This is a genomic window from Halapricum sp. CBA1109, assembly GCF_009741825.1.
GTDB lineage: Archaea > Halobacteriota > Halobacteria > Halobacteriales > Haloarculaceae > Halapricum.
This window is the reverse complement of record NZ_WPCA01000008.1, coordinates 1-20700: the sequence shown is the minus strand read 5'-3', so window position 1 is coordinate 20700 and position 20700 is coordinate 1. Positions and strand designations below refer to the sequence as shown.

Sequence of the window (20700 nt, the reverse complement as noted above, 5' to 3'; positions counted from 1 at the left end):
AGAAGCAATTACCGACAGCAGATATCAATTATTGTGGCCGCTGCAGTCCCGTTACCGAATGGTATCGGCCAGTCCGTTGGCTTTGAGACAGCTTCCAAACCACACTCAATGATGGCGTTCGGGTCTGTGCCGACAATGCTGTTTGCACCGACTGAGACCGTTTCTGGCCGCTCCGTGTTGTGCCGGACCGTAATGCACGGTGTCCCGAGAATACAAGCTTCTTCTTGTACACCGCCAGAGTCCGTCACAACGAGTCTTGCACTTGATTCAGCGTGCAGGAAGTCAAGATATCCTAGTGGGTCAACGACACGAATATTGTCTGGCACACATATACTTACTGATTCAACTAGCTTTTTTGCTCGTGGATGTGCAGGGTATAAAATAGGCGCCCCAAGCTTCTGACCAAGCCGCGATACACCATCAAGGATATTCTTGAAGCGCGACTGATCGTCAATATTCTCTGCTCTGTGAACGGTGAGGAGAATGAATTCGTCTGGATCGATGCCAAAATCAGTGTGCAATGTGCTCTGCCGGTCGGCTAGTTGCTGGTGCTTGTAGACGGCATCAACAACGGTGTTTCCGGTGAGGTGTATTAGCTCATCACTGAGTCCCTCATTTTGAAGGTTCTGGACGCTCGTCTCAGTCGGTGCGAATAAATAGTCCGAGGTGTGGTCGGTGAGAACACGATTCGTTTCCTCCGGCATTTCCCTATCGTAGCTCCGTAATCCAGCCTCAATGTGACCAAGATTTATCGGTAGCTTACTTGCTGCAATCGCCCCCGCCAAAACAGAGTTTGTATCGCCCTGTACCAAAACTGTATCAGGAGTTGTCTCGTCAAGTATTTCTTCAATACCAGCAATCATTTCGCCGGTTTGTCGACCGTGGGATTTGGAACCCACGGCAAGGTTATATTCTGGTGTCGGAAGATCCAATTGATCGAAAAAAATATCGTCCAGCTTTTCAGAATAGTGTTGTCCCGTGTGAATAAGATCATAAGATATCTTTCTCTCAGTGCATTCGTGAATTACCGGTGAAAGCTTGATAATCTCGGGTCGTGTCCCGAAGACGAACGTGAGAGACGGCTTGTCAACCACAACTGGTATGAGCGGCTGGTTGAGCATAAATACTCGGGCAATAGTGATCTGGGATGTCGGCAGCAAAACAGATCTCGGACGACACGAAGAAGTGTATCTTACATTGATAAGTATATTATTTGTTAATTCATAGAGGATCGATGTCCATACACACATTTAGCACAATAGTATAGACGAATATTGGAGGTGAAGTCGTTCTTACATCCGATCAGAATATCCGTCGAGAGGAGTGGCGTCCACACCCCACGACAATATTATAATCGACTCTGTGAAAATGAGATTGGGTTACTTTGACACATATTACAACGAAATTATAGGTATCCAAGGTCCCGGAGTCGTTCCTCTATATCTTGATTACTGCCGCCCTCTGTACGCTCGGTAGAAGGTTCGTATTCGCCGGAATCGGTAGCCGACGTACGGACCGCCGGTACCTCTTTGAGGGACTTGATCGGTGTCCAGCGTGGATGCCCGTAGTAACCGTATTCACCCATCGCGTTGCCGTGGTCCGACGTTATCAGAACCTCGTTGGCATCGACGTTTTCGAGGAGGAGGTCGACGTACTCCAAGACGATCAGCAAGGTTTCCCTGTAGGAGTCCCAGACTTCTTGGTGTGCTACTGTGCCTTCGTCCAGTTTATCCCAGATAGATCCTTCTGACGGTGGGTATTTTCGTATGCAGGACCCGTGTTTATCTTTTGATAAAACGGCTCGTGTGGCTGCATATAGTGGGCGATCATCTTGTCGGGTGTGTGAGTCCGATGTATATTGATCGCTCTGTCCGTCACAGAGCGCGGATGGACGGTGCCGATGTCGTCGTCCCAAGCGTATCGCCACAGTTCGTCCAAGATAGCGAAATCGTCGCTGGAAACAAACTTGTCCGAGTTCGGATTAGCTGAAACGTACGCAGTAGACTCCATATCGTTACGGAATCGTTCGGTGAAGTTCTTCCCCATCCACTCGGTTGTCTTGGTCCCGACCGAGTAGACGGTATCAGTATTTAGATAGCTGTACTGAGAGGCGACAGACTGAAGCAGATCAGCCCGACAGGCGTCCAAGACGATAATGAGGTCCCAGTCGAGTTCGTATATCGGAGTTCCCGGGCGAAAAATGTCGTTGAACTCGCGTCGTGCGGCCGTAGAAATTCCATCTGTGACCCTACGTACGCCGCCTTCCGAGTAGAGATTGATTGCGCTCCGCAACTTGGAGCCGATCATCAGTCCAGATATTGATCGCACCTATATTTATGTGTTAGCGAATTTGATAGGCCGATACGGTCGATATTGTGTGTAGTTGATACGTAGTCGACAAGACTAACGCGCAAAGCCAAGAGGCAGCCTCAGACAATGCTTCAGGACCTCCGTCGAGTATCAGTCGCCGAAACCGTTGCACGCGGGGCATCGTTCGTCACCGTGCCGTTGCTGACACGGGCACTGACACCGTCCAGTTTCGGACTCTACCGATCGGTCTTTGTCGTATCGTCGCTCGTCCTCACTATCAGGGGTATCCTGAACCTCTCGACATTGGTCGAGAAGCGACTCCCGGAGATGACGGCTGACGACCAAGCATCGTTAGTCGCGGCCGCAGCGGCGACGCTTGGGGCCTTCGTCGGCCTCTCGGTACTCGTCGTCGTCGCCGTCAGCGTATCGGGTGTCTTCGATTGGGTCGCCCCCGGGATTTTCGAGTTCATTCGGTCGAACGTCCTCGTCGTCTGTCTGTTCGTCGCGACGACTGCTCTGTACCAGTTCGGCCTGACACTGTCGAAGTCACTGGATCGATTCGATCTCTACAGCGGGGCCGTCCTCGTTTCGGAAGTTGTCTTCTTGTTGGCAGTAGTGGGACTATTTTTCACCAGTCTGTTGACCGCACCGGTCGCACTCGGACTGTACGTCGTCGCTCGGGGGCTCTCGATAGCGATTCTCCTGTGGCGACTCTCGTCGGTGCTGTTCGCCCGACCGGACTTTCGTGGCCTGTGGTCGTCGGCACGGGCTATCTCGCTCCCACTCGCCCCGCAGACGGTAGTCAAGCAGGCACAGGGGAAAGTGCCCGACGCTGTCGTCATCTCGGCGTTCGGGACGGCCGTCTTCGGCGGGTGGTCGGTGCTGTTCACGTTTTCGACGGTGTTTCAGCTGTTCAGTCGCCCGTTCTCGACGATGCTCCTCCCGAAGTTGAGCAAGCGGTTGGACGAGGGGGAGGGAATCGACAACTTGCTCACCCGGTACTACCGATTCGCCACGGTCCTCGTGGTTCCGATGGTCGTCGGTGGCAGTCTCCTCGGGACACAGATAGTTGGGGCCGTCTTCGGTCCCCAGTACCGTCTGAGTGAGTTGACAACCGCGACCTTTCTGATCGCGTTCGGACTCCAGACGCTCGCAGTTCCGGCCTCACCGGTCTTCGTCGCCCGTGACGACGCTCTACTGGACACACTGACGTACACCGTCGCATCGGGACTGTTGTTGGGTACCGTCGCTCTCGGAGCGCTCTTCGGATCCATCACACTCGTCGCGGCGGGATACGCAGTACAGCAGTGTACAATCCTCGTCGTCGGCCTGTGGTACCAGACACGATACGTTACGAGCGACCTACCGACTCCCAGCGGGGTAGTTAGGTTCGGTATCCCCGCCGTAGCGATGACAGGGTTCGTACTCACAGTAGAGCAGTTCGCCCAAGGACTGCTTTCCGTCGTGGTTGTCGTCTCGGCGAGTGCCACACTGTACTTCGGAGCTCTGTACGGGACGGGGGTCGTGTCGAAGCAGGATATCGCTCTCGTTCGGCGGTTCGTGGGTGGGTGATGCCGACAGAAAGAAATTGCTCGCTGCCGTCCGTCGGAGACATATGGACGCTCCGAACGTCGTCGTACTGATCGCCGACGCCGTGCGGCCGGATTTCATCTCCTGTTACGGTGGTGAAACGGCGACGCCCGCGATAGAATCACTCGCGGAACGAGGAACGCTGTTCGAGAACGCGTACGCTGTCGGTCCGAACACGTCGATATCTCACGGCGGTATCTTCACCGGTCAGTACCCGTCTCGATCAGGTGTCCTCGGAGCCAATGCGCTCCCGGCGGACACTCCCGTACTCGGAGAGTGGTTCGCCGATGCCGGCTACGATACGTTCGGTATCCCCGGTCCGGCAAAGATGGGCTCGGCGTACGGCTACGACCGCGGTTTCGACGAGTATTTCGAGACGTACACCGGGGACAAACCGCCGAAGCTATCGACCTCCTATCTCTCGACGCTGTTCAGAGATCCCACCCTCAGGGGACCGTTGCTGCGTGATTTCCTCAGAACGGCCTTCCGCGGGCCGGACTCTCTCACGCAGTTGAAGTTCGACATCCTGCAGTCGAAAATCGAGCGCGAACTGACGTCTCCCTTTTTCGCTCTGCTCAACACGACCATCGCACACACGCCGTACAACCCACCACGACCGTACAAGGAGACCGCGACGCCGGAACTACGACGACCCCGTTGGTACGTGCTGGAACATCTCTTCGGCGACGAGCGTGTCGTCGCCGAGAACGTCCGTTCGGATCGGCTGTACGACGCACAGACCACAGACGGGATTGCGCAGTATCTCGCCGACCCGTCGTACCTCAACGACAGCGAGATGGACATACTCAGGAGGTGGTACCGGGCAGGAATCAAGTACTTCGACGACGTCCTCGGAACGTTCCTAGACTGGATCGAGAACAATACACAGAATACAATTGTCGTCGTTATGTCGGACCACGGTGAGAACTTCGGAGAACGCGGTCTCATCGTCCACAGCCACTTGCTCCACGACGAGGTACTGCACGTCCCGTTGGTCATCGCTGGTCCGGGTGTTCCCGAGGGGGAGCGGCGATCCGATCTCGTGTCGCTGGTCGATCTCTTCGAGACAGTGTGTGATCTCACGGGGATCGATGCCCCCGGGACAACCGACGGGCAGTCGATGTTCGACACGGGGAAACGGGACGCCGTCTTCGCCGAATACGGCTCACGATACGAGGAACAAGGAGGGCACACGAAGTATATGTCCTCGGAAAGGTACGAGCAGTTCCGGGTCGGACGGAAACAGATACGCACCGAACAGTACCGGTTCGTCGTGACCTCCGCCGGGGAAGAGTTCTTGTACAGACAACCGTCTGACGAACGGGTCGAAGATCCCGAAGAGAGTGTCGTCTCTCGGCTCCGAGACCGACTGTTCGAGACGTTGTCGCCGACCTTCAAGACTGGAGACGAGAACGTTGAACTCGACGCTGGCTCCCGGTCAAACCTCCGTGATCTGGGATATCTCGAATGAGAGTCGCCACCGCCACAGTGAAATACGTCTGCCTGCAGTGTTGAGACGAATCTCCGGATGATAGAGAAAGGGCCGCTCGCCGCAGCCGTCAAGAAGTGGATCGAGCGGTGTAACCGCGCCTACCACACACGCCTGTATACACGCCGTCAGAACCCCGACGGCACCAACTTCTTCGACGAAGACTGGGACACTCTCGTCCTCCTCGACGCGTGTCGGTACGATTATCTCGAACGAGTCGATGGCCTGCCGGGCCGCTTGGAGTCCCGACAGTCCCTCGGGTCGATGACGAGCGAGTTCGTTCGGTCGGCGATAGCGGGTCGTGACCTCACGGACACCATCTACGTGACCGCGACACCGCAGTTACACCGGGTCGTCGACGAGTCCGAGATACACTTCCACAAGGTGGTTCGGTTGTGGGAGGACCTCGACAACTTCTGGACCGCCGAGGACGGCCGGAACTGTATCCTCCCGGAGACGACGACGGAACACGCACTGCAGGCGGCGGCGACGTATCCGAACAAGCGCCTGCTGATCCATTACACACAGCCCCACCTCCCGTTCATCGACCCGGCGACGGAAGCGCTCGAACGGGACGGAAACCCATACAAGCAGTACGTCCGCGACGAGATAGACGTCACCGCTGCAGACCTCAGACAGTCCTACGAGAACAACCTCCGTCGTGCGATTCCACACGTCCGGGAGTTACTGACCGCTCTGGACGGGAAGACGGTCGTCACCGCCGACCACGGGCATCTGCTGGGCGAACGGAGCTTTCCGATCCCGGTCCGAATGTGGGGACATCCCCACGGCACCTACGTCGAGGAACTCGTCAAAGTGCCGTGGCTAGTCTACGAGTCCGGCGACCGCCGGCGGATCGTCGCGGAGCCACCGGTCGAGGACGATGACGCGACTGACTTCTCCGTGATCAAAGAGCGGCTACGGGACCTCGGCTACGACGAGTGAACGTCCGTGGTCGCCCACCAGAGTTATATGAAGTATCTCGCTCATTCGTAGTGTGTCAAAATATACGCTCGCGTGTAAACCCGCAATCGGCCCGTACGGCTACCACGACCCGAGTGTCGCGCTGTTCGACGACGGACGGCTATTGTTTGGGGCCGAAGAGGAGCGATACACGAGGGACAAACACGCGCCGGGGTCGTTTCCGGGGAACGCGATTCGCGCCGCCCTTCGGTATGCGGACATCTCCCTTCCGGACGTCCACAAGGTCGTACTGCCGTACGATCCGGAACTGCACCACAAACGGTTACGGCACGACCTAAAGAGTACCGTGTCGGAGCAGTCCCACCTCGGGATACGTGGGTGGAACATCGTCTCCCGAGCGAAGGACGTCGTGCGCGATCAGTTCTTTCCGGACGAGAAAGTGAGGAGTGAACTCGAGGCAATCGGGTCCCCGATACCGCCGATCAACCATCGATCACACCACCTGTGTCACGCGGCGAGCGCGTTTCATCCGAGTCCGTTCGATACCGCTGTCGTGATCACGATGGACGGGCGGGGCGAGTTCGACTCGACGGTCGTCTGGACCGGGTCCGAGAGCGGACTCGAACGGCGGCGAACCTTTGCTCATCCCAACAGTCTGGGGCACTTCTACGGGATCGTAACCGAATACCTTGGCTACGAGTCGTTCAACGGTGAAGGGAAGATAATGGGACTCGCGCCGTACGGGGAGCGAAACGACACGATAGAGTCCCGTCTCCGGAGCGTCGCCGATTTCGGTCCCGACTACGACGTGCGTACACTCACGTCGAACGGCATCGAAGCGGGCGTCACCTCCCTCGAGGAGTTGTTCGACCGACCGGCGAAACAACGCGGGGAGGAGTTCCAACAGTTCGAGAAGGATCTGGCACACACAGCCCAGAAACTCCTAGAGGAGACCGTCAGCGGACTCGTTCGACGCCACACCACCCGGACGGGCATCCACGACGTCGCGCTCTCGGGTGGGGTCGCACTGAACTGCAAGATGAACAAGCGGGTGAGAGAGACGGATCCCGTCGAGAACCTCTTCATCCAACCGGTCGCACACGACGCCGGCCTCGCTCTCGGCGCGGGGTGGCTAGAGACCGATCCGCAGTCAGTCGAACCGATGCGAGACGTGTACTGGGGGGAATCACCCGACACAGAGACCGTCACGACGCTCCTCGAAAACAACAAGCTATCGTACACGCGAAGGGAAGATGTCGAGCGATACACTGCCGAGCGGATAGCGGACGGTGATCTGGTGGGATGGATGCAGGGCCGCCAAGAGATGGGACCCCGGGCGCTGGGGAATCGAAGCATCCTCGCGGACCCGCGCACGGCAACGTCGAGAGACCGGGTGAACCGGTACGTGAAAAACCGGGAGGAGTGGCGGCCGTTTGCGCCGTCGATACTCGCCGAGGCCGCGTCGGACTACCTCGTCGACGACGAGGCGTCTCCCTATATGATACAGACGTTCGATACCGTCCCCGAACGACGGGAGGACCTCGCGGCGGTCGTCCACCCGGGGGATACCACGACCCGCCCCCAGACGGTCACCGAGGAACAGAACCCGCGGTACCACGGTCTTATCTCCGAGTTCGAGAACATAACGGGCGTGCCCGCTGTGTTAAACACGTCGTTCAACGACCACGGGGAACCGATAGTGACGACGCCGAAGGAAGCAGTTCGGGACTTCTACGGGATGGGGTTGGACGTGTTGGTCATCGAGGACATCATCGTCGAGAAGTAGTGTCGTGCAGTCGAAATGAGGGGTGATACGGTCGAAGCCAACCTGATTCGACCGTCGTCTCCGAGCGGGGGGTCCCGAAGCCATTTTTGTACAGCACCGTCGAAAGGTCCGTGTGCACGTCCTCTCGTTGAGTCTAGACGCGGCCATCGCCGAGCGAGGGAGCGAACCGTGGCAGCGCCAACGGGAGTACGCCGAGGAGTTCGACCGTTACTACGTGGTCACGAAGACAGACTCCGATACGGCCACCGGACACACCGACGGGCCGTTGACCGTCGCTCCGACTGCCTCGCGGACCCGGTATCACTACCTGCTGGACGCCTACCGTCTCGGGGCGCGATACTGCAAGCGCGAAGACGTCGACGTGGTGACCGTACAGGACCCCTTCGCCGTCGGACTCGTCGGGTGGCTGTTGAGTAGACGGTTCGACCTCGCTCTGCACACGCAGGTCCACACGGACTTTCTGGACAACCCGGCGTGGGTCGGCGAGTCACTGGAACATCGAGTGTTCGACCGCCTCGGGCGGTTCGTCGTCCCACGCTCGGACGCGGTGCGGGTCGGGACGGAGTACGAACGGCGGAAGATGGCAGCGTTCGTCCCCGCGGACGTACCGGTGGATGTCGTCCCGGTGTCGATGGACTTCGACAGTGTCGTCACAGCGGACTCGACTGTCAGGTCGGAGTACGGCCTCGGCGAGCGACCGGTCGTGCTGTTCGTCGGGCGGTTCGTCGCCGCGAAGGACCTCGGGACGTGGGTCGACGTGGCAGCGAGGGTTCGGGAGCGAAGCGACCGCGACCCCGTGTTCGTGTTGGTCGGGGACGGACCGCGGCGCGACGCCGTCGAATCGGCGGTCGAAGACGCCGGCCTCGGTGACGACGTCGTGTTCACCGGGTGGGTCGATCCGGAGACCGTCGGCGAGTACTACGCCTGTGCGGACGTGTTCCTCATCACCTCGAACTACGAGGGGACCTCACGGGTCGTCGTCGAGGCGGGGATGAACGGACTGCCCGTCGTCGCCACGCCGTTCGCCGGGGCGCACGACAACGTCGCCGACGGCGAGACGGGGTTCGTGAAGTCCTCTGTGACGGGGTTAGCCGACCGGGTCACGTGGCTGCTGGAACGGTCCGATGAGCGCGAGCGGTTCGGAACGGCGGCGCGGGACGCCCTCGAAGAACGGTTCGACCGCGAGCGATTGCGCGTGGCGTACGTCGAGTCGGTCCGGGCGACCGTCGAGCGGTGACCGCCGACAGGGTTTTCGACCCGGGCGGTTTACACCGGATAACCGACGACGTATGCGTATCGTATTCATCACGCAGGAGGTCGACAGGGACGGCGACATCCTGGGGTTCGTTCATCGCTGGCTCGAACTGTTCGGGACGCATCCGTCGGTGGAGCACGTCCACGCGGTCTGTCTGCGTGAGGGACGACACGACCTGCCCGACTCGGTGTCGGTCCACCCCGTCTCGGGCGACGGGCGCGCCGGCAAGGCCGAGAAGTTTCTCCGGATGCAGTCGACGCTGTTCCGCCTGAAGCGACGCCACGATATCGACGTGATCTTCGCACATATGTGTGAGATATACGTCACGCTGTCGTTCCCCTACGCTGTCGGCGACACGGTCCTCGCGTACTGGAAGACACACGCCGGGCTATCGCGGCACATCCGGTTCGCCCACGACAGGGCGGACGTTCTCTTCACCGCCTCCGAGGAGAGCTTCGACCTCGACTCAGCGAAGAAGACGCCGGTCGGCCACGGCATCGACACGACGATGTTCACACCGAACGGGACGGAGACGGACGGGCGCGACCGGATTCTCTCCATCGGACGGATGACGGAGTCCAAACACCACGAGCGGTTGGTCGAGGCGACCGGCCGCCTCGTCGAGGCGGGCCGGAACGTCCAGTTGGACCTTGTCGGCGGACCGCGAACCGCCGAAGAACGCCGATACTACCGCACCCTCCAGCGACAGGTGTCGGCGGCGGGCTTAGATGATACAGTCGTCTTCCACGAGAGCGTCCCCCACCACGAGGTGCCGGAACACTACCGCCGGGCGAGCATACTCGTCAACGTCAGCGACACCGGGAGCCTCGACAAGGTAGTACTGGAGGCGATGGCGACCGAGACACCGGTACTCACGTCGAACGAGGCATTCGAGCCGGTGTTGTCGGGTTTGGATTTCGACCTCGTCTTCCCGGCCGGCGACCGGGACGCACTGGTCGACCGTCTCGGGACGTTTCTGGACGCTGACACCGACGCGCTGGGACGTGCTCCGGGAGAGAGTCGTCGCCGACCACAGCGCCACAGCACTGATCGACACGATGGTCGGACACCTCGAACGGGTCCGGGCCGGCAGGAACTGAGTCGGAGGCCTAGCGGTCAGCGGACGTACGAGCGGATGCGGTCCAGCGGGCGTTTGATCGGATCGTAACTCCCCCGGAGCCGTGCCCGGAGGAGCGCCGGCGAGAACGTCGGTTCCGACCCGTCCCGGGGGAGGAGGTAGGGGTCGCTCCGCGCCGTGACGTAGCCCGGTTCGAGCGTGAACGCGGCGTCGTAGCCGCTCGCGGCGACCGCCGCCCGTGCGGCCGCCGGCACGTTCCACGGTGCGCCGAACGGGTACGCGAAAAACCGCGGAACGACGCCGGTTGCCGCCTCGATACGGTCGCGGTCCTCGCGGACCTCCGCTTCGATGGCGTCCGGCGAGACGGCCCCGAGATCAGGATGAGTCCGGGTGTGGCCCCCGATATCGAACAGCGGGTCCGCCGCGAGGGCCGCCACGTCGTCCCAGTCGAGGCTCGTCGTCGGTGAGAGGCGGAGGTTCTCGCGGGCGAAGGCGTGCATCTCGGCGGTCGTCTCCGCGTCGACGAACCCGGACGTGAGAAAGAACGTCGCGGGGACGCCGTGGGCCCGCAACGACGGAACGACGGTGTCCAACCAGCTATCGAAGCCGTCGTCGAACGTCACGGCGACCGACCGCGGGCCGGTCGTCGGGCCGTCCCCGCGGAACGAGTCGACGAGTGTCCCGAGCGGGACCGGGTCGAACTCCGAGACGAGGAGGTCGAGCAGTCTATCGAACGCATCGACCTCCTCGGGCGCTATCTCGTGGAACGTCAGCACCCGACCGTTAAGCGCGCCGCTGTGTCGCCCCAGCACCGCGCGGTAGAGGCTGTCAACGCCGAGACGATCAGCGAGCCGTATCAATCGGTCACGGACCGCGGCTTTCGGAGTCATTCGAGGTAGCCGAGGTCCGACAGTCGCTCCCGCGTCCGGTCCCCCTCTACCGCGGTGTCGGACCGCGCGTCGAAGTCGTAAGAGGCGTAACTGACGTCCGGACGGTCGACCACGGGGAGGACAGTCCCCTCCATCGACGAGGCGACCGGCGTGTCGAGAAGCGCCAGCACGGACGGGGCGAAATCGAGGATAGAGACGGTGTCCAGCGGGACGTCCGTGTCGATGTCCGGGCCGGCGGCGGCGAAGATACCGGTCATCTCGTTCTCCGCCCGCCAGTGGTCCGGGTCGACGAAGATATCCTCGTCGCCGAGCGAGTTCGAGATGTGGACGCCCTCGTTCTGTTCGATGACGAGGTCCGGGGCCGTCTCGGCGTAGGGGCCGGAGTAGACATCCGCCCCGTCGTGGACGGTACTGGCGATGTGCTTGCCGTCGTGTGTCAGGTCGGCCAGTGCGGCCTTTATTTCCTCGCGCTTGTCGTCGTCGAAGACGTACACCGGCCCCTGCCCGAAGGCGAAGGCGTCGGACGCCTCCCAGTCGATACGGTCGTTTTTTCCTTCCAGCCTGACCGACCCCGTCTTCGTCGGAACGCTGTCGATGACGTCACGGCTCAGTAGCCGTTTGAGAGCGGATTTAACGCCGATTTTCGTTGCCAATGCCGACAGCCGATCCCGGTGTAAGCCAAGTCGGTACAACATCGGTCCGATTGTCGCGTCCGACCCGGTGGTCTCGAGATACCCCTGTTCGGCCAGCCAGAGGTTGATGTAGAACTTCAGGTCCGTCTCGTTGCTGCCGTGATCGGAGGCGAGGAGGAAGGTCGCGTCCTCGAACGTCTCGACCAGCCGTCCGATACCGTCGTCGATACGCCGCCAGAGGGCCTCGGTCGCCGGCCCGTCCCAGAAGAAGTGCTGGAAGACGTTACTGAGATACACCGTCACGTTGAGATAGTCGACGTCTCTGGTACGGCCGAGGTGTTCGGCCACCTCGAAGCGAGTTCCGACGAGGTCGATAGCCTCCTCGACGGCCGCCTCGTCGCCGTCACCGAGGAGCGACAACCGGCGTGGCAGACACCGGTAGTCGTAGCGTTCCCGGAGCGTCGATTCGAGCGACTGCGGCGTCGTGAACCCCTGTTCCTCGGCGTTGGGCCCTCCGGAAACCATCACGCCTGAGATGTCCGTCGGCGGGTGCGTCGTCGGCATATTGACGACGGCGCTCAGTATGTCGTTGTGCCCGAGGTAGTCCCACAGTTCGGGTTGCCGGTAGGACGTCGAGGTCGGACGGGATATCTCGTAGCCGTCGGCCGTCTCGGTGAGCACCTCCCACCAGTAGACGTCGAGGGCACCGGGATTTCGACCCGTCGAGAGACACTTCCAGTTCGGGGAAGTGACCGGCGGGTGACAGCTCCGCAGGTCGGAACGGACGCCCCGGTCGAGCAACGCGGCGAGATTCGGGAGCGTCCCGTCGTCGACCCACCGGTCGAGGAGCCGCCACGTTGCTCCGTCGAGGCCGATAGTGATGACAGAGGGTGTCCGATGCACGGTATATCACTCCAGAGGTGGCCGACAATCTTTAGCGTGATGCTCGACGGCGAATCCCCTCGCTATTGGTTACTTGTATCCAAGTGCTTCGAGACGGTCTTCCATCTGCTGTGTGTCGACACCGGGTTTCTCACCACTCATATTCTGACATACCGGGAGCGCCGTTTTGTTCGCGACTTCCCGTGCCTCAGATGAGACAGTCCCCTCGGTTCGGACAGTACCGTCTCGGGTCCCAACGAGATAACCCGTCTTCTCGGTGACCCGAACTGCTCCGTTGGAGAGGGAAACGATACGTTGATCGGTAGCCTCTGTGAGGCAAGGAATGCTATTAGAGGGCGAGTTGCTGTTGGACGTGAGCGTCGAGTAGAGGTTTCGGTGGCCAGTCAAGTGATCGTACGAACTGCCAGCGTGGTCGCCGTTCGGATATTTGACCAAGAGAGGAGTTCGCACTAGTTCATCGTGTGGGTCAGCCCCCCACGGATGGAAGGTCAGACCATATTCACCGAGCAACTCGCCGTGGTCGGAGACAATAGCGATGAGAGCATCACTGTACCACGGCTGTCGTCGTAGCCATCGAAGCAGACGCGCGAGTTCTCTGTCGAGATATCTGACGTTCGCGTCGTACAGTGTAGTGGCGAGCGACATCTCCGCATCGCTGAGGCCATCACGACGCCCGTCAGTAAATCGGTCGTTTATCTCTCGGAGTTCATCGTCGGTGTGTGATATCTCTGGGATATCGACTGCACTATCAGGATGATGCGGCGTATGGGGGTCCATATAGTGAGCCAGAGGAACGTCTCCTGACTGGTAAGATTCTCTATGGCAAAATCCGTCACAGTGTCTGCGGTTTCATAGGGAATCGGGTACTCACTCGACCCGGTGTAGTTAGACGTGTCACGGTACGCCCCCACTAGAAGATGGTACAGCGCCGGGACGAGTGGAATTCGTCGAAGAAGGTCGATCTCTTTCAACCGGCGAATCGGGTGGACTCCAGTCGGTGGTTTGGCCCAATCGAATGTCTCGATACCACGATTGTATCCACGACCCGGACGAAGATGGCCGTTGTTGGTGAACGCTATCGTTCGCTCAATAGCTATCTGTTCTGCAATCGTAGGCTGGTCAGTGGGGAGGGTACAGTCGTCGCTGGAAAGGGCCCCACTGATGATCCCGGGGAACGCGAAGGGTGTCGCAACACCGTGGGAGTAGCAGTTGGTGAAAGAGGCAAAGTCTGTCTCGAACATCGGCATACACTCGGGGAAATACTCCTCGGAAAGTCGATCATATCGCAGTGAGTCTACCGAGAGGAGAACGACAGGAGGCACCATCAGCATATAAGCTGTCGAATGAAAAGTATCCCACGGTCGGACAACTCGGTGTCATTTATCCATCGACGCACAGCTATTTGTACCGCTCCCCAACTACTGCCACGGTATGGACGAACGGCCCCACGTCGTCTGGATCACGCTCGACAGTGTGCGGGCCGACCACACGACGATGGACGGGTACGGACGGGACACGACGCCGAACGTCGCCGCACTGGCCGACCGGGCCGACGGGCAGTACCTCCCGAACTGCTTCGCCCACGGGAAGTACACGCTCACGTCGACGGCGTCGATGCTGACGGGCACGTACCCCACCTCGAACGGTCTCGGGTACGACCACCGGACACTTCCCGAGGACATCCCGTCGGTACCGGAACGATTCGGTGCGCTGGGCTATCGGACCGGCGGCTTCTCCTCGAACCGGTACGTCAGCCCCGAAACGGGACTGGACAGAGGGTTCGACGAGTTCACGTGGATCCACCCCTCAACGATGTTGCGGTCGGTACCGTGGCGGGCGCTCGCGGGTTTTCTCGTGAATCTGCGTCGCCACTCCGCTGGCGTCACGTTCGACAAGTACCGCCACGCGACAGCGTATCTCCTCAACGGGAGCGCCAAACGGTGGCTCCGCGACGGCGACGATCCGGTCTTCCTCTACGCCCACTACAACGAACCACACAGGCCGTACTATCCGCCGCTGTCCTACCGCGACCGGTACACCGGAGACCTATCGATGTCCGCCGCCGACGCGGGTGAGTTCTCGATGCACGTCCACGAGAACGTCGAGCGGTTCATCGCGACGGGCCACACCCTCGGCGAGGACGAACTGGACGCGTTGCGGGCGATGTACGACGCCGAGATACGGTACACCGACGAGTGTGTCAGGCGGTTGCTGGCGGCCGTCGAGGGGATGGACGACCGCGAGGTGGTCGTCGTCGTCACCGCAGACCACGGGGAACTGTTCGGCGAGTACGGACTGCTGGGGCACAAGTTCGTTCTCAAGGACGAACTCACGCGCGTCCCGATGGTCACGAGCGGACTCGACGACGTGGCCGACGACCGCCTCGTCCAACACGCGGACGTGATGGAGACGATACTGGACCGCGTCGGCGGTGACACCACCGGGTTCGAGGGGCGGCCGCTGTCGGCACCACCCCGGGAGTTCGTGGTCAGTCAGGACCACGAGACCGACCTCGAACCGTACCACAGGCACAACCCCGACTTCGACATCGCCCCGTTCCACCTCGGGGACGTGAGTGCGCTCCGGACCGCCGACTACCGACTGCACGACAGCGACGGGAGGACCGAACTGTTCGAACTGCCCGACCAGACGACGGACCGGAGCGGTGACGACCCCGACCTGACGGACCGACTCGCGGCGACCCTCCGGGCGTGGCTAGACGACCACGACCGGGACCGACCGGTGGCGAGGAGGGCGACTACTCCGAAGCGATGCGCGAACACCTCTCCGATATGGGCTACCTCTGAGCGGCGGCTTCACCGCCCCGACGCGTATCGGTCGAGGATGCGCTCGGCGCGGGCGGTCCACGTGTAGCGCTCGACGCGGTTTCGAGCCGCCGCCGTGCGGTCGTCGGCATCGTCGCCGTCCCGAACCGTGCGGAGACACGCCGCGAGGGACGCGGGGTCGTCAGGGTCGAAGAAGAACGCCGACTCCTCGTCGAGGACCTCACGGATCGACGGCAGGTCGGATGCGACGATGGGACGGCCGGCCGCCATATACTCGAACAGTTTCAGCGGCGAGGTGTACCGCGAGGAGATGTCGCTGTCGGCGGTGTTCGGGAGGACGAGGCAGTCGCTGGCGGCGAGATACCGCGGCACGGCCTCGGGCCGGACGTGGCCGACGAGCGTGACCGACCCCGGAACCGAGCCGACCGTCTCCCGGAGCCACGCCAACTGGTCGTCGGTGCCGCCGACGACCCAGACGTCGACATCCTCGAGCGTAGCCGCCGCCCGAACGAGCGTGTCGACACCCTTCCACGGCTTGACGCTGCCGGCGTAGCAGGCGACGAACCGGTCCTCGGCCGTCGAAAGCTCACCTCGGACGGCGCTCCGGTCGACATCGGCGTCGAACCGGTCGAGGCGGACACCGTCCGGTTCGACCACGATGTCGGCGTCGGTGGCCTGGTCCCACTCCCGGCGGAGCCCTTCGGAGATGGTGACGACGCCGCGGAGCCGCTCGAACCGCCGCCCGAGGAGGCGAGCGACCCACCGCCTAGAGGGGAACTGGTGGAGTTCGACGACGGTACGGTCTGGCAGGACGATACTACAGAGGAGGGCAAAGAGCAGCGACCGCGTATAGATTAGGTCCGCCTGCTCCCCCCGGAGGACGTGCCACAGGGCAGCCAGACTGAACGTCAGGGCCTGTAGGTAGAAGATGGGGAGTCCGAAGGCCGACGGCAACCGGTCGAGGGTGTATATGAAGTCGATACAGCGAAGTTTCGTGATGTCGAAGCTTATCCGCGTATCGAAGTACGATTCGGCCGGGCCGTCGACCGCGTTCCGACCGTGACGGCGGTCGGGGACGACGAGTTCGACGTCTTCGCCCGCCGCCTCGAAGCCCGCACACATCTGGACGATCTGGTAAGGATGGGCTTTCCTGCTCGGGATCCGTGCGTTGGCGACGTACTGGATGGTCATCGCTGGCCGCCCTCGCTGTGCTGCCGTTCGGCGAACGTCTCGACCATCGTCTCGTCGCCGTCGATGATGCCCCGGAGCAGGGCCTCGTACTCGTCGTACATCCGTTCCTGATCGAAGTGGGAGGCCAACCGCGACTGGCTCGCCTCGTGGAACCGTATCCACAACCCGTCGTCGGTCAGCAACTGCTCGAACCGGTCGGCGAAGGCGTCGGCGTCACCCTGCGGGACGACGAACCCCGACTCCCCGTCGGCGACCACTCGGGTTGCCGCCGGCGTCGGAGACGACTGCAGGCGTGCCACAGGCCATCGCTTCGAGGACAGCGTGGGGCAACCCCTCGTACGTCGAGTTGAGGGCGAACACCCGACTGTCGGCGACGTGTTCGAGGACGTCGTCGTGTGGGACCCGCCCGTGGAAGACGACCCGGTCGGCATCGACCGTTCGGGCGGCGTAGCGTTCGAAGCGCTGCTGGTGTGGCCCGTCACCGATCACGTGCAGCGTCGCGTCCGGTACGCTGTCAGCCACCGCGGCGACGGCGTCGATCAATCCCCGGACGCCCTTCCACTCGACCTGCCGGCAGACTGTGACGATGTCGCTGCTCTCGCCCGTCGCCGTCTCCGTGATAGCGCCGGTGTCGATGGCGTTGTATATCGTCGTGATGTCGTCGGCATCGACGCCCCAACCGGCGACGAGGTTCTTCAGGTAGTGGCTGGGCACGGCGACGTGGTCGGCACCGCGAGTCTGTGCGGTTCGGACGGCCCGATGGAGTTCGACCCGGGGGCCGTACCGCCGCCGCGCGAACGCTTCGATGTCGTCGGTCACATCGTACCGGACCTTGGCACGCTCCCACGCCATATCGCCGACGACCTTCACCACGACCGGCGTCCGGGTGAGCGTCCCGGCGACGACGGCGGGCCAGTCGAAGGCGTTGGCGAATATCACGTCGGGGTCGAACGACCGAGCGGTACCGACGACCGTTCGCAACTGCCGCGGATACCGGGTCAGCGCTGGGTCCGGGCGGACGCGGACGACATCGAAGGGGAACTCCTCGTCCACCGACGGGGCCGGATCACCGTTGGTCACGACGAGTGTCTCGTGGCCGCGTCGGTCGAACTCCGTCGAGATGTCGGGAACGAACGTCGCCGGGCCGCCGGCGTCTGGTGGAAAGATACCGGGAGCGAACAGGATCCGCATTACCCCTGATCGACGGGCCGCGAACAAAAATCCAACTGATCACCGCGTCGGGAACACTTATTTTCGCGGCTCCGTGAACGGCTACCGTGCAGATAGCTGTCGGCCCGATTTGGTGGGTTGGGCTCCTCTCACTCGGCCTCGTGGGGGCGGTCACTGCCGGCGAGCGGTTCGCAGGCAGGCGTCGCCTAGTGGCGGCGTACGCCGGGGCCGTGGCGCTCGCGGTCGTCGCCCGCGTCCCGTATGCGACGCTCACGCCGTCACACGACGACAGTGCGATCTATCTCGCCGACGTGGAACGGATCGCACTGGAGGGGTCACTGGCGGTGAGCGAACTGGAGCATCTGGGCGTCGAACTCGTTATGGCGCTGTTCTATCTCGTGTTCGGGCAGTCGGGGCCGAACCTCGCGTTGCTGGCGGCCGTGCTGGCCACGGTCCCGGCGATGGGACTGGCCGCTCGGTCGCTGTTCGACTCGGAGCGTGCGGGCATTGCGACGGCCTTCGTCGTCGTCATCCTCCCGTTAGACATCTTCTACTCGTCGCGGCTCCTGATGGAGCCGATATCGCTGCTCGTGCTCGTCGGAACGCTGTACACCGGCTACGGAATGGTCGTCTGCCTCGACGCGATCCGTGCGGACGATGACATCGGAACGGCACTGGGGCGAGCGTTGCGCGACTACCGGTAACCCAGTGCGTCGAGGTGACTCTCGACGTCGCGCTGTGGTTCAGGGCGGTCGATTTTCGGTTCGTGCCCACCCTCGTCGGTGGCAGTCGTCGTCGCCCACGGCACTCGTTTGACGTGTGGATGGAGTGATCCGGCGGGGTGGTTGTACGCTCCCCAAGAACCGAAGGCCTCGCCGTGGTCGGCACTGATCGCAACCGTCTCGGCGTCGAGGTTCCGAAGCAACACCGCGACACTGTCGAGAGCCATCCGTAGATTGTCGAGGTAGGCGTTCCAGACGGTCTCGCGGTCGACACGACCCGCTCTGAGTTCTTCGAAGGGGTCCCGTTCGTGTGGTTCTAGGTCACGGTTGGCGGCTCTCGCGGCGGCGATGTACGGTGCGTGCGGCTGTGAGTAGTGGACGATGAGACGGCCCGGATCGCGGTCACGGCCGACAGCGATGGCTCGGTCGGTGAGATGTTCCGCGAGCATGTGCTTGTACGGCGTTTCCGGCTGGTATCGCCAAGCGTTGTCGAGCAGACCGAACGCCGTGGCGTCGACAGTCGTCCAAGCGACGGGGAGTCGGTCCCCGGGGAAATCACGGTCCTCGATGACACGCTTCGAAAAGGCGTTCGCCGAGAGGTAGGCTGTCTCGGCTATCTCCGGGCGGTACCGCTCCCGGAACGTGTTCGCTATCCACTCGGACGACGTGCTACCGACCGATACCATCGACTCGACCGCGCCGAGGAAGTCGTACTCGTCGGCGACGGCCCGGAGCGCATCGACTCGGCAGGTGTCGAGTAACAACAGCGCGTCCCACTCGCGCTCGTAGACGTTCGTTCCGATCGGGACGCGCGAGGTGAACGGATACCAGCCGGCGAGGTACGCCTTGTACGCGATGACCCGAATACGTCGACGGAGCGATCCTGCACCCATCGTGACGGCCTTTCTGTCCAGCAGGTAATAAACCGTCTCTACCGAGGTCTGCCCCGTCCCGGACAAGAAATCAGGGAACCGTTTTGTAACCCGCGACGGTAGGTACGCCGGATGGCACGTCGGGTACTACAGCTCATCACCGGGATTACTGTCGGCGGCGCCGAGAACCACCTGCTCACACTCTGTGAGGGATTAGTCGAGCGCGGCCACGACGTGACAGTCGCCTACCTGAAAGGGGAGGGAGAGCTTCGGGAGGCGTTCGAGGCGGCCGGCTGTACGGTCGTCGCCATCGACATCGGAGCCGACGCCGACCCGCTCGGGCTGGCCCGACTCCTCGGACACGTCCGCGGCGAGGAGTACGACGTGATCCACGGGCACCTGTTCCACGGGACCGTCTACGGCGCGGCGGTCGCGGCCCTGACACGCGACACGCGGTTCGTCGTCTCGAAGCACAACGACCACCCGTTCTGGGACGAACAGCCCTACCGGACGATACACGATCTGGCGATGACCCAAGCCGACCGCGTGGTCTGCCTCTCGGAGCACGTCCGCCAGTACCTCCTCGAGACGACCCGCGTGGCCCCGGGCGACGTGGAGACGATCCACTACGGCCTCGACCCGGCACCGTTCGACGAGGTGCCCCCGGAGACCGTCGCGTCGGTCAGATCGGAGCTGAGCGGGAACGGCCCGCTCGTCGGCACTGTCGGTCGACTCACCGAACAGAAGGACTTCCCGGTGTTGGTGCGCGCGTTCGGGCGAGTGAGCGAGTCAGTCCCCGACGCCCGACTCGCGGTCGTCGGACGGGGCGAGGAAAAAGCGGACCTGCGGGCGCTCACGCGACGACTGGGTATCGAAGACCGGGTGACGTTCACCGGGTTCAGAGAGGATATTCCGGCACTGATGCACGCCTTCGACGTGTTCGCGTTGCCGTCCCGCTGGGAGGGGTTCGGCGTCGTCTTCCTCGAGGCGATGGCCGCCGGAACGCCTATCGTCGCCTCTGACACGAGCGCGATTCCGGAGGTCGTCGGCCGCGGCGACGACAGCGCCGGCCGGCTCGTCGAACCCGGCGACGTCGCCGGGT

At 62.0% G+C, this 20700-nt stretch carries 20 protein-coding genes; 9 read left to right on the top strand and 11 right to left on the bottom strand.

From position 1 onward, the window contains the following. Window positions 1-8 precede the first annotated feature (8 nt). The 3 genes from wecB to GJ629_RS01920 form a co-directional block, all read right to left on the bottom strand. Entirely contained in the window at window positions 9-1121 is a 1113-nt protein-coding gene (gene wecB, locus GJ629_RS01930; RefSeq protein WP_157511502.1) for a non-hydrolyzing UDP-N-acetylglucosamine 2-epimerase, read from the bottom strand. A 284-nt stretch (window positions 1122-1405) separates the two neighbouring features. Beyond that, entirely contained in the window at window positions 1406-1660 is a 255-nt protein-coding gene (locus tag GJ629_RS01925) for a hypothetical protein (protein ID WP_157511501.1), read from the bottom strand. 47 nt (window positions 1661-1707) lie between these two features. Further along, window positions 1708-2307 carry a hypothetical protein gene (locus tag GJ629_RS01920; protein ID WP_157511500.1) on the bottom strand — a complete coding sequence of 200 codons (600 nt, stop codon included), beginning with the start codon at window positions 2305-2307 and terminating at the stop codon, window positions 1708-1710. 129 nt (window positions 2308-2436) lie between these two features. Between GJ629_RS01920 and GJ629_RS01915 the strand changes: the two genes are divergently transcribed. From GJ629_RS01915 to GJ629_RS01890, 6 genes are all read left to right on the top strand, one after another. Further along, window positions 2437-3882, top strand: a complete 1446-nt coding sequence (locus GJ629_RS01915) for a lipopolysaccharide biosynthesis protein (RefSeq protein ID WP_157511499.1) — start codon at window positions 2437-2439, stop codon at window positions 3880-3882. 43 nt (window positions 3883-3925) lie between these two features. Further along, window positions 3926-5371: a sulfatase gene (locus GJ629_RS01910; RefSeq protein ID WP_157511498.1), complete on the top strand. Its 1446-nt coding sequence runs from the start codon at window positions 3926-3928 to the stop codon at window positions 5369-5371. A gap of 57 nt (window positions 5372-5428) precedes the next feature. Continuing rightward, a complete protein-coding gene (locus GJ629_RS01905; RefSeq protein WP_157511497.1) occupies window positions 5429-6334 on the top strand; it encodes a hypothetical protein in 906 nt (301 codons plus the stop codon). Between the two features lie 52 nt (window positions 6335-6386). After that, window positions 6387-8099, top strand: a complete 1713-nt coding sequence (locus GJ629_RS17800) for a carbamoyltransferase C-terminal domain-containing protein (protein WP_197428385.1) — start codon at window positions 6387-6389, stop codon at window positions 8097-8099. Between the two features lie 112 nt (window positions 8100-8211). After that, on the top strand, window positions 8212-9336 hold the full coding sequence (locus GJ629_RS17795) for a glycosyltransferase (protein ID WP_157511496.1): 1125 nt from the start codon (window positions 8212-8214) through the stop codon (window positions 9334-9336). A 52-nt stretch (window positions 9337-9388) separates the two neighbouring features. Further along, a complete protein-coding gene (locus GJ629_RS01890; RefSeq protein WP_197428384.1) occupies window positions 9389-10522 on the top strand; it encodes a glycosyltransferase family 4 protein in 1134 nt (377 codons plus the stop codon). On the opposite strand, the gene GJ629_RS01885 is transcribed toward GJ629_RS01890, so the two are convergent. From GJ629_RS01885 to GJ629_RS01870, 4 genes are all read right to left on the bottom strand, one after another. Continuing rightward, window positions 10471-11322, bottom strand: a complete 852-nt coding sequence (locus GJ629_RS01885) for a polysaccharide deacetylase family protein (protein ID WP_157511494.1) — start codon at window positions 11320-11322, stop codon at window positions 10471-10473. The two genes, GJ629_RS01890 and GJ629_RS01885, sit on opposite strands and share 52 nt — an antisense overlap. After that, the gene (locus tag GJ629_RS01880) at window positions 11319-12857 is read right to left on the bottom strand and encodes an alkaline phosphatase family protein (protein ID WP_157511493.1); all 1539 of its coding nucleotides are present in this window, start codon (window positions 12855-12857) and stop codon (window positions 11319-11321) included. Before GJ629_RS01880 ends, GJ629_RS01885 begins: the two co-directional genes overlap by 4 nt. Before the next feature lie 69 nt (window positions 12858-12926). Further along, on the bottom strand, window positions 12927-13634 hold the full coding sequence (locus GJ629_RS01875; RefSeq protein WP_157511492.1) for a sulfatase-like hydrolase/transferase: 708 nt from the start codon (window positions 13632-13634) through the stop codon (window positions 12927-12929). Next, complete coding sequence (locus GJ629_RS01870; RefSeq protein WP_197428383.1) at window positions 13550-14104, bottom strand: hypothetical protein; 555 nt, start codon at window positions 14102-14104, stop codon at window positions 13550-13552. The genes GJ629_RS01875 and GJ629_RS01870 overlap by 85 nt, the downstream gene beginning before the upstream one ends. A gap of 184 nt (window positions 14105-14288) precedes the next feature. Between GJ629_RS01870 and GJ629_RS01865 the strand changes: the two genes are divergently transcribed. After that, complete coding sequence (locus tag GJ629_RS01865; protein ID WP_157511490.1) at window positions 14289-15731, top strand: sulfatase; 1443 nt, start codon at window positions 14289-14291, stop codon at window positions 15729-15731. Here the strand turns inward: GJ629_RS01865 and GJ629_RS01860 are convergent. From GJ629_RS01860 to GJ629_RS01850, 3 genes are read right to left on the bottom strand one after another with little or no spacing between them, the layout of a single operon-like run. After that, complete coding sequence (locus tag GJ629_RS01860; protein WP_157511489.1) at window positions 15674-16834, bottom strand: glycosyltransferase family 4 protein; 1161 nt, start codon at window positions 16832-16834, stop codon at window positions 15674-15676. The two genes, GJ629_RS01865 and GJ629_RS01860, sit on opposite strands and share 58 nt — an antisense overlap. Then, on the bottom strand, window positions 16831-17091 hold the full coding sequence (locus tag GJ629_RS01855) for a glycosyltransferase (protein ID WP_157511488.1): 261 nt from the start codon (window positions 17089-17091) through the stop codon (window positions 16831-16833). The genes GJ629_RS01860 and GJ629_RS01855 overlap by 4 nt, the downstream gene beginning before the upstream one ends. After that, complete coding sequence (locus GJ629_RS01850; RefSeq protein WP_157511487.1) at window positions 17048-18025, bottom strand: glycosyltransferase family 4 protein; 978 nt, start codon at window positions 18023-18025, stop codon at window positions 17048-17050. Before GJ629_RS01850 ends, GJ629_RS01855 begins: the two co-directional genes overlap by 44 nt. An 86-nt stretch (window positions 18026-18111) precedes the next feature. Between GJ629_RS01850 and GJ629_RS01845 the strand changes: the two genes are divergently transcribed. Continuing rightward, on the top strand, window positions 18112-18708 hold the full coding sequence (locus tag GJ629_RS01845) for a hypothetical protein (protein WP_157511486.1): 597 nt from the start codon (window positions 18112-18114) through the stop codon (window positions 18706-18708). Here the strand turns inward: GJ629_RS01845 and GJ629_RS01840 are convergent. Further along, window positions 18699-19619 carry a hypothetical protein gene (locus tag GJ629_RS01840; RefSeq protein ID WP_197428381.1) on the bottom strand — a complete coding sequence of 307 codons (921 nt, stop codon included), beginning with the start codon at window positions 19617-19619 and terminating at the stop codon, window positions 18699-18701. The two genes, GJ629_RS01845 and GJ629_RS01840, sit on opposite strands and share 10 nt — an antisense overlap. 111 nt (window positions 19620-19730) lie before the next feature. Here GJ629_RS01840 and GJ629_RS01835 point away from each other — a divergent pair. Next, window positions 19731-20700 (top strand): glycosyltransferase (locus GJ629_RS01835; RefSeq protein WP_157511485.1); only part of this gene is annotated, 970 nt, incomplete at its 3' end.

Bases quoted from the DNA above. Each gene is read 5' to 3' on its own strand.
- GJ629_RS01890 (WP_197428384.1), top strand. From the start codon at position 9,389: ATGCGTATCGTATTCATCACGCAGGAGGTCGACAGGGACGGCGACATC.
- GJ629_RS01885 (WP_157511494.1), bottom strand. From the start codon at position 11,322: ATGACTCCGAAAGCCGCGGTCCGTGACCGATTGATACGGCTCGCTGAT.
- GJ629_RS01840 (WP_197428381.1), bottom strand. From the start codon at position 19,619: ATGGGTGCAGGATCGCTCCGTCGACGTATTCGGGTCATCGCGTACAAG.
- GJ629_RS01910 (WP_157511498.1), top strand. From the start codon at position 3,926: ATGGACGCTCCGAACGTCGTCGTACTGATCGCCGACGCCGTGCGGCCG.
- GJ629_RS01870 (WP_197428383.1), bottom strand. From the start codon at position 14,104: ATGCCGATGTTCGAGACAGACTTTGCCTCTTTCACCAACTGCTACTCC.
- GJ629_RS01915 (WP_157511499.1), top strand. From the start codon at position 2,437: ATGCTTCAGGACCTCCGTCGAGTATCAGTCGCCGAAACCGTTGCACGC.
- GJ629_RS01920 (WP_157511500.1), bottom strand. From the start codon at position 2,307: ATGATCGGCTCCAAGTTGCGGAGCGCAATCAATCTCTACTCGGAAGGC.
- GJ629_RS01905 (WP_157511497.1), top strand. From the start codon at position 5,429: ATGATAGAGAAAGGGCCGCTCGCCGCAGCCGTCAAGAAGTGGATCGAG.
- GJ629_RS01850 (WP_157511487.1), bottom strand. From the start codon at position 18,025: ATGCGGATCCTGTTCGCTCCCGGTATCTTTCCACCAGACGCCGGCGGC.
- GJ629_RS01865 (WP_157511490.1), top strand. From the start codon at position 14,289: ATGGACGAACGGCCCCACGTCGTCTGGATCACGCTCGACAGTGTGCGG.
- wecB (WP_157511502.1), bottom strand. From the start codon at position 1,121: ATGCTCAACCAGCCGCTCATACCAGTTGTGGTTGACAAGCCGTCTCTC.
- GJ629_RS01860 (WP_157511489.1), bottom strand. From the start codon at position 16,834: ATGACCATCCAGTACGTCGCCAACGCACGGATCCCGAGCAGGAAAGCC.
- GJ629_RS01875 (WP_157511492.1), bottom strand. From the start codon at position 13,634: ATGGACCCCCATACGCCGCATCATCCTGATAGTGCAGTCGATATCCCA.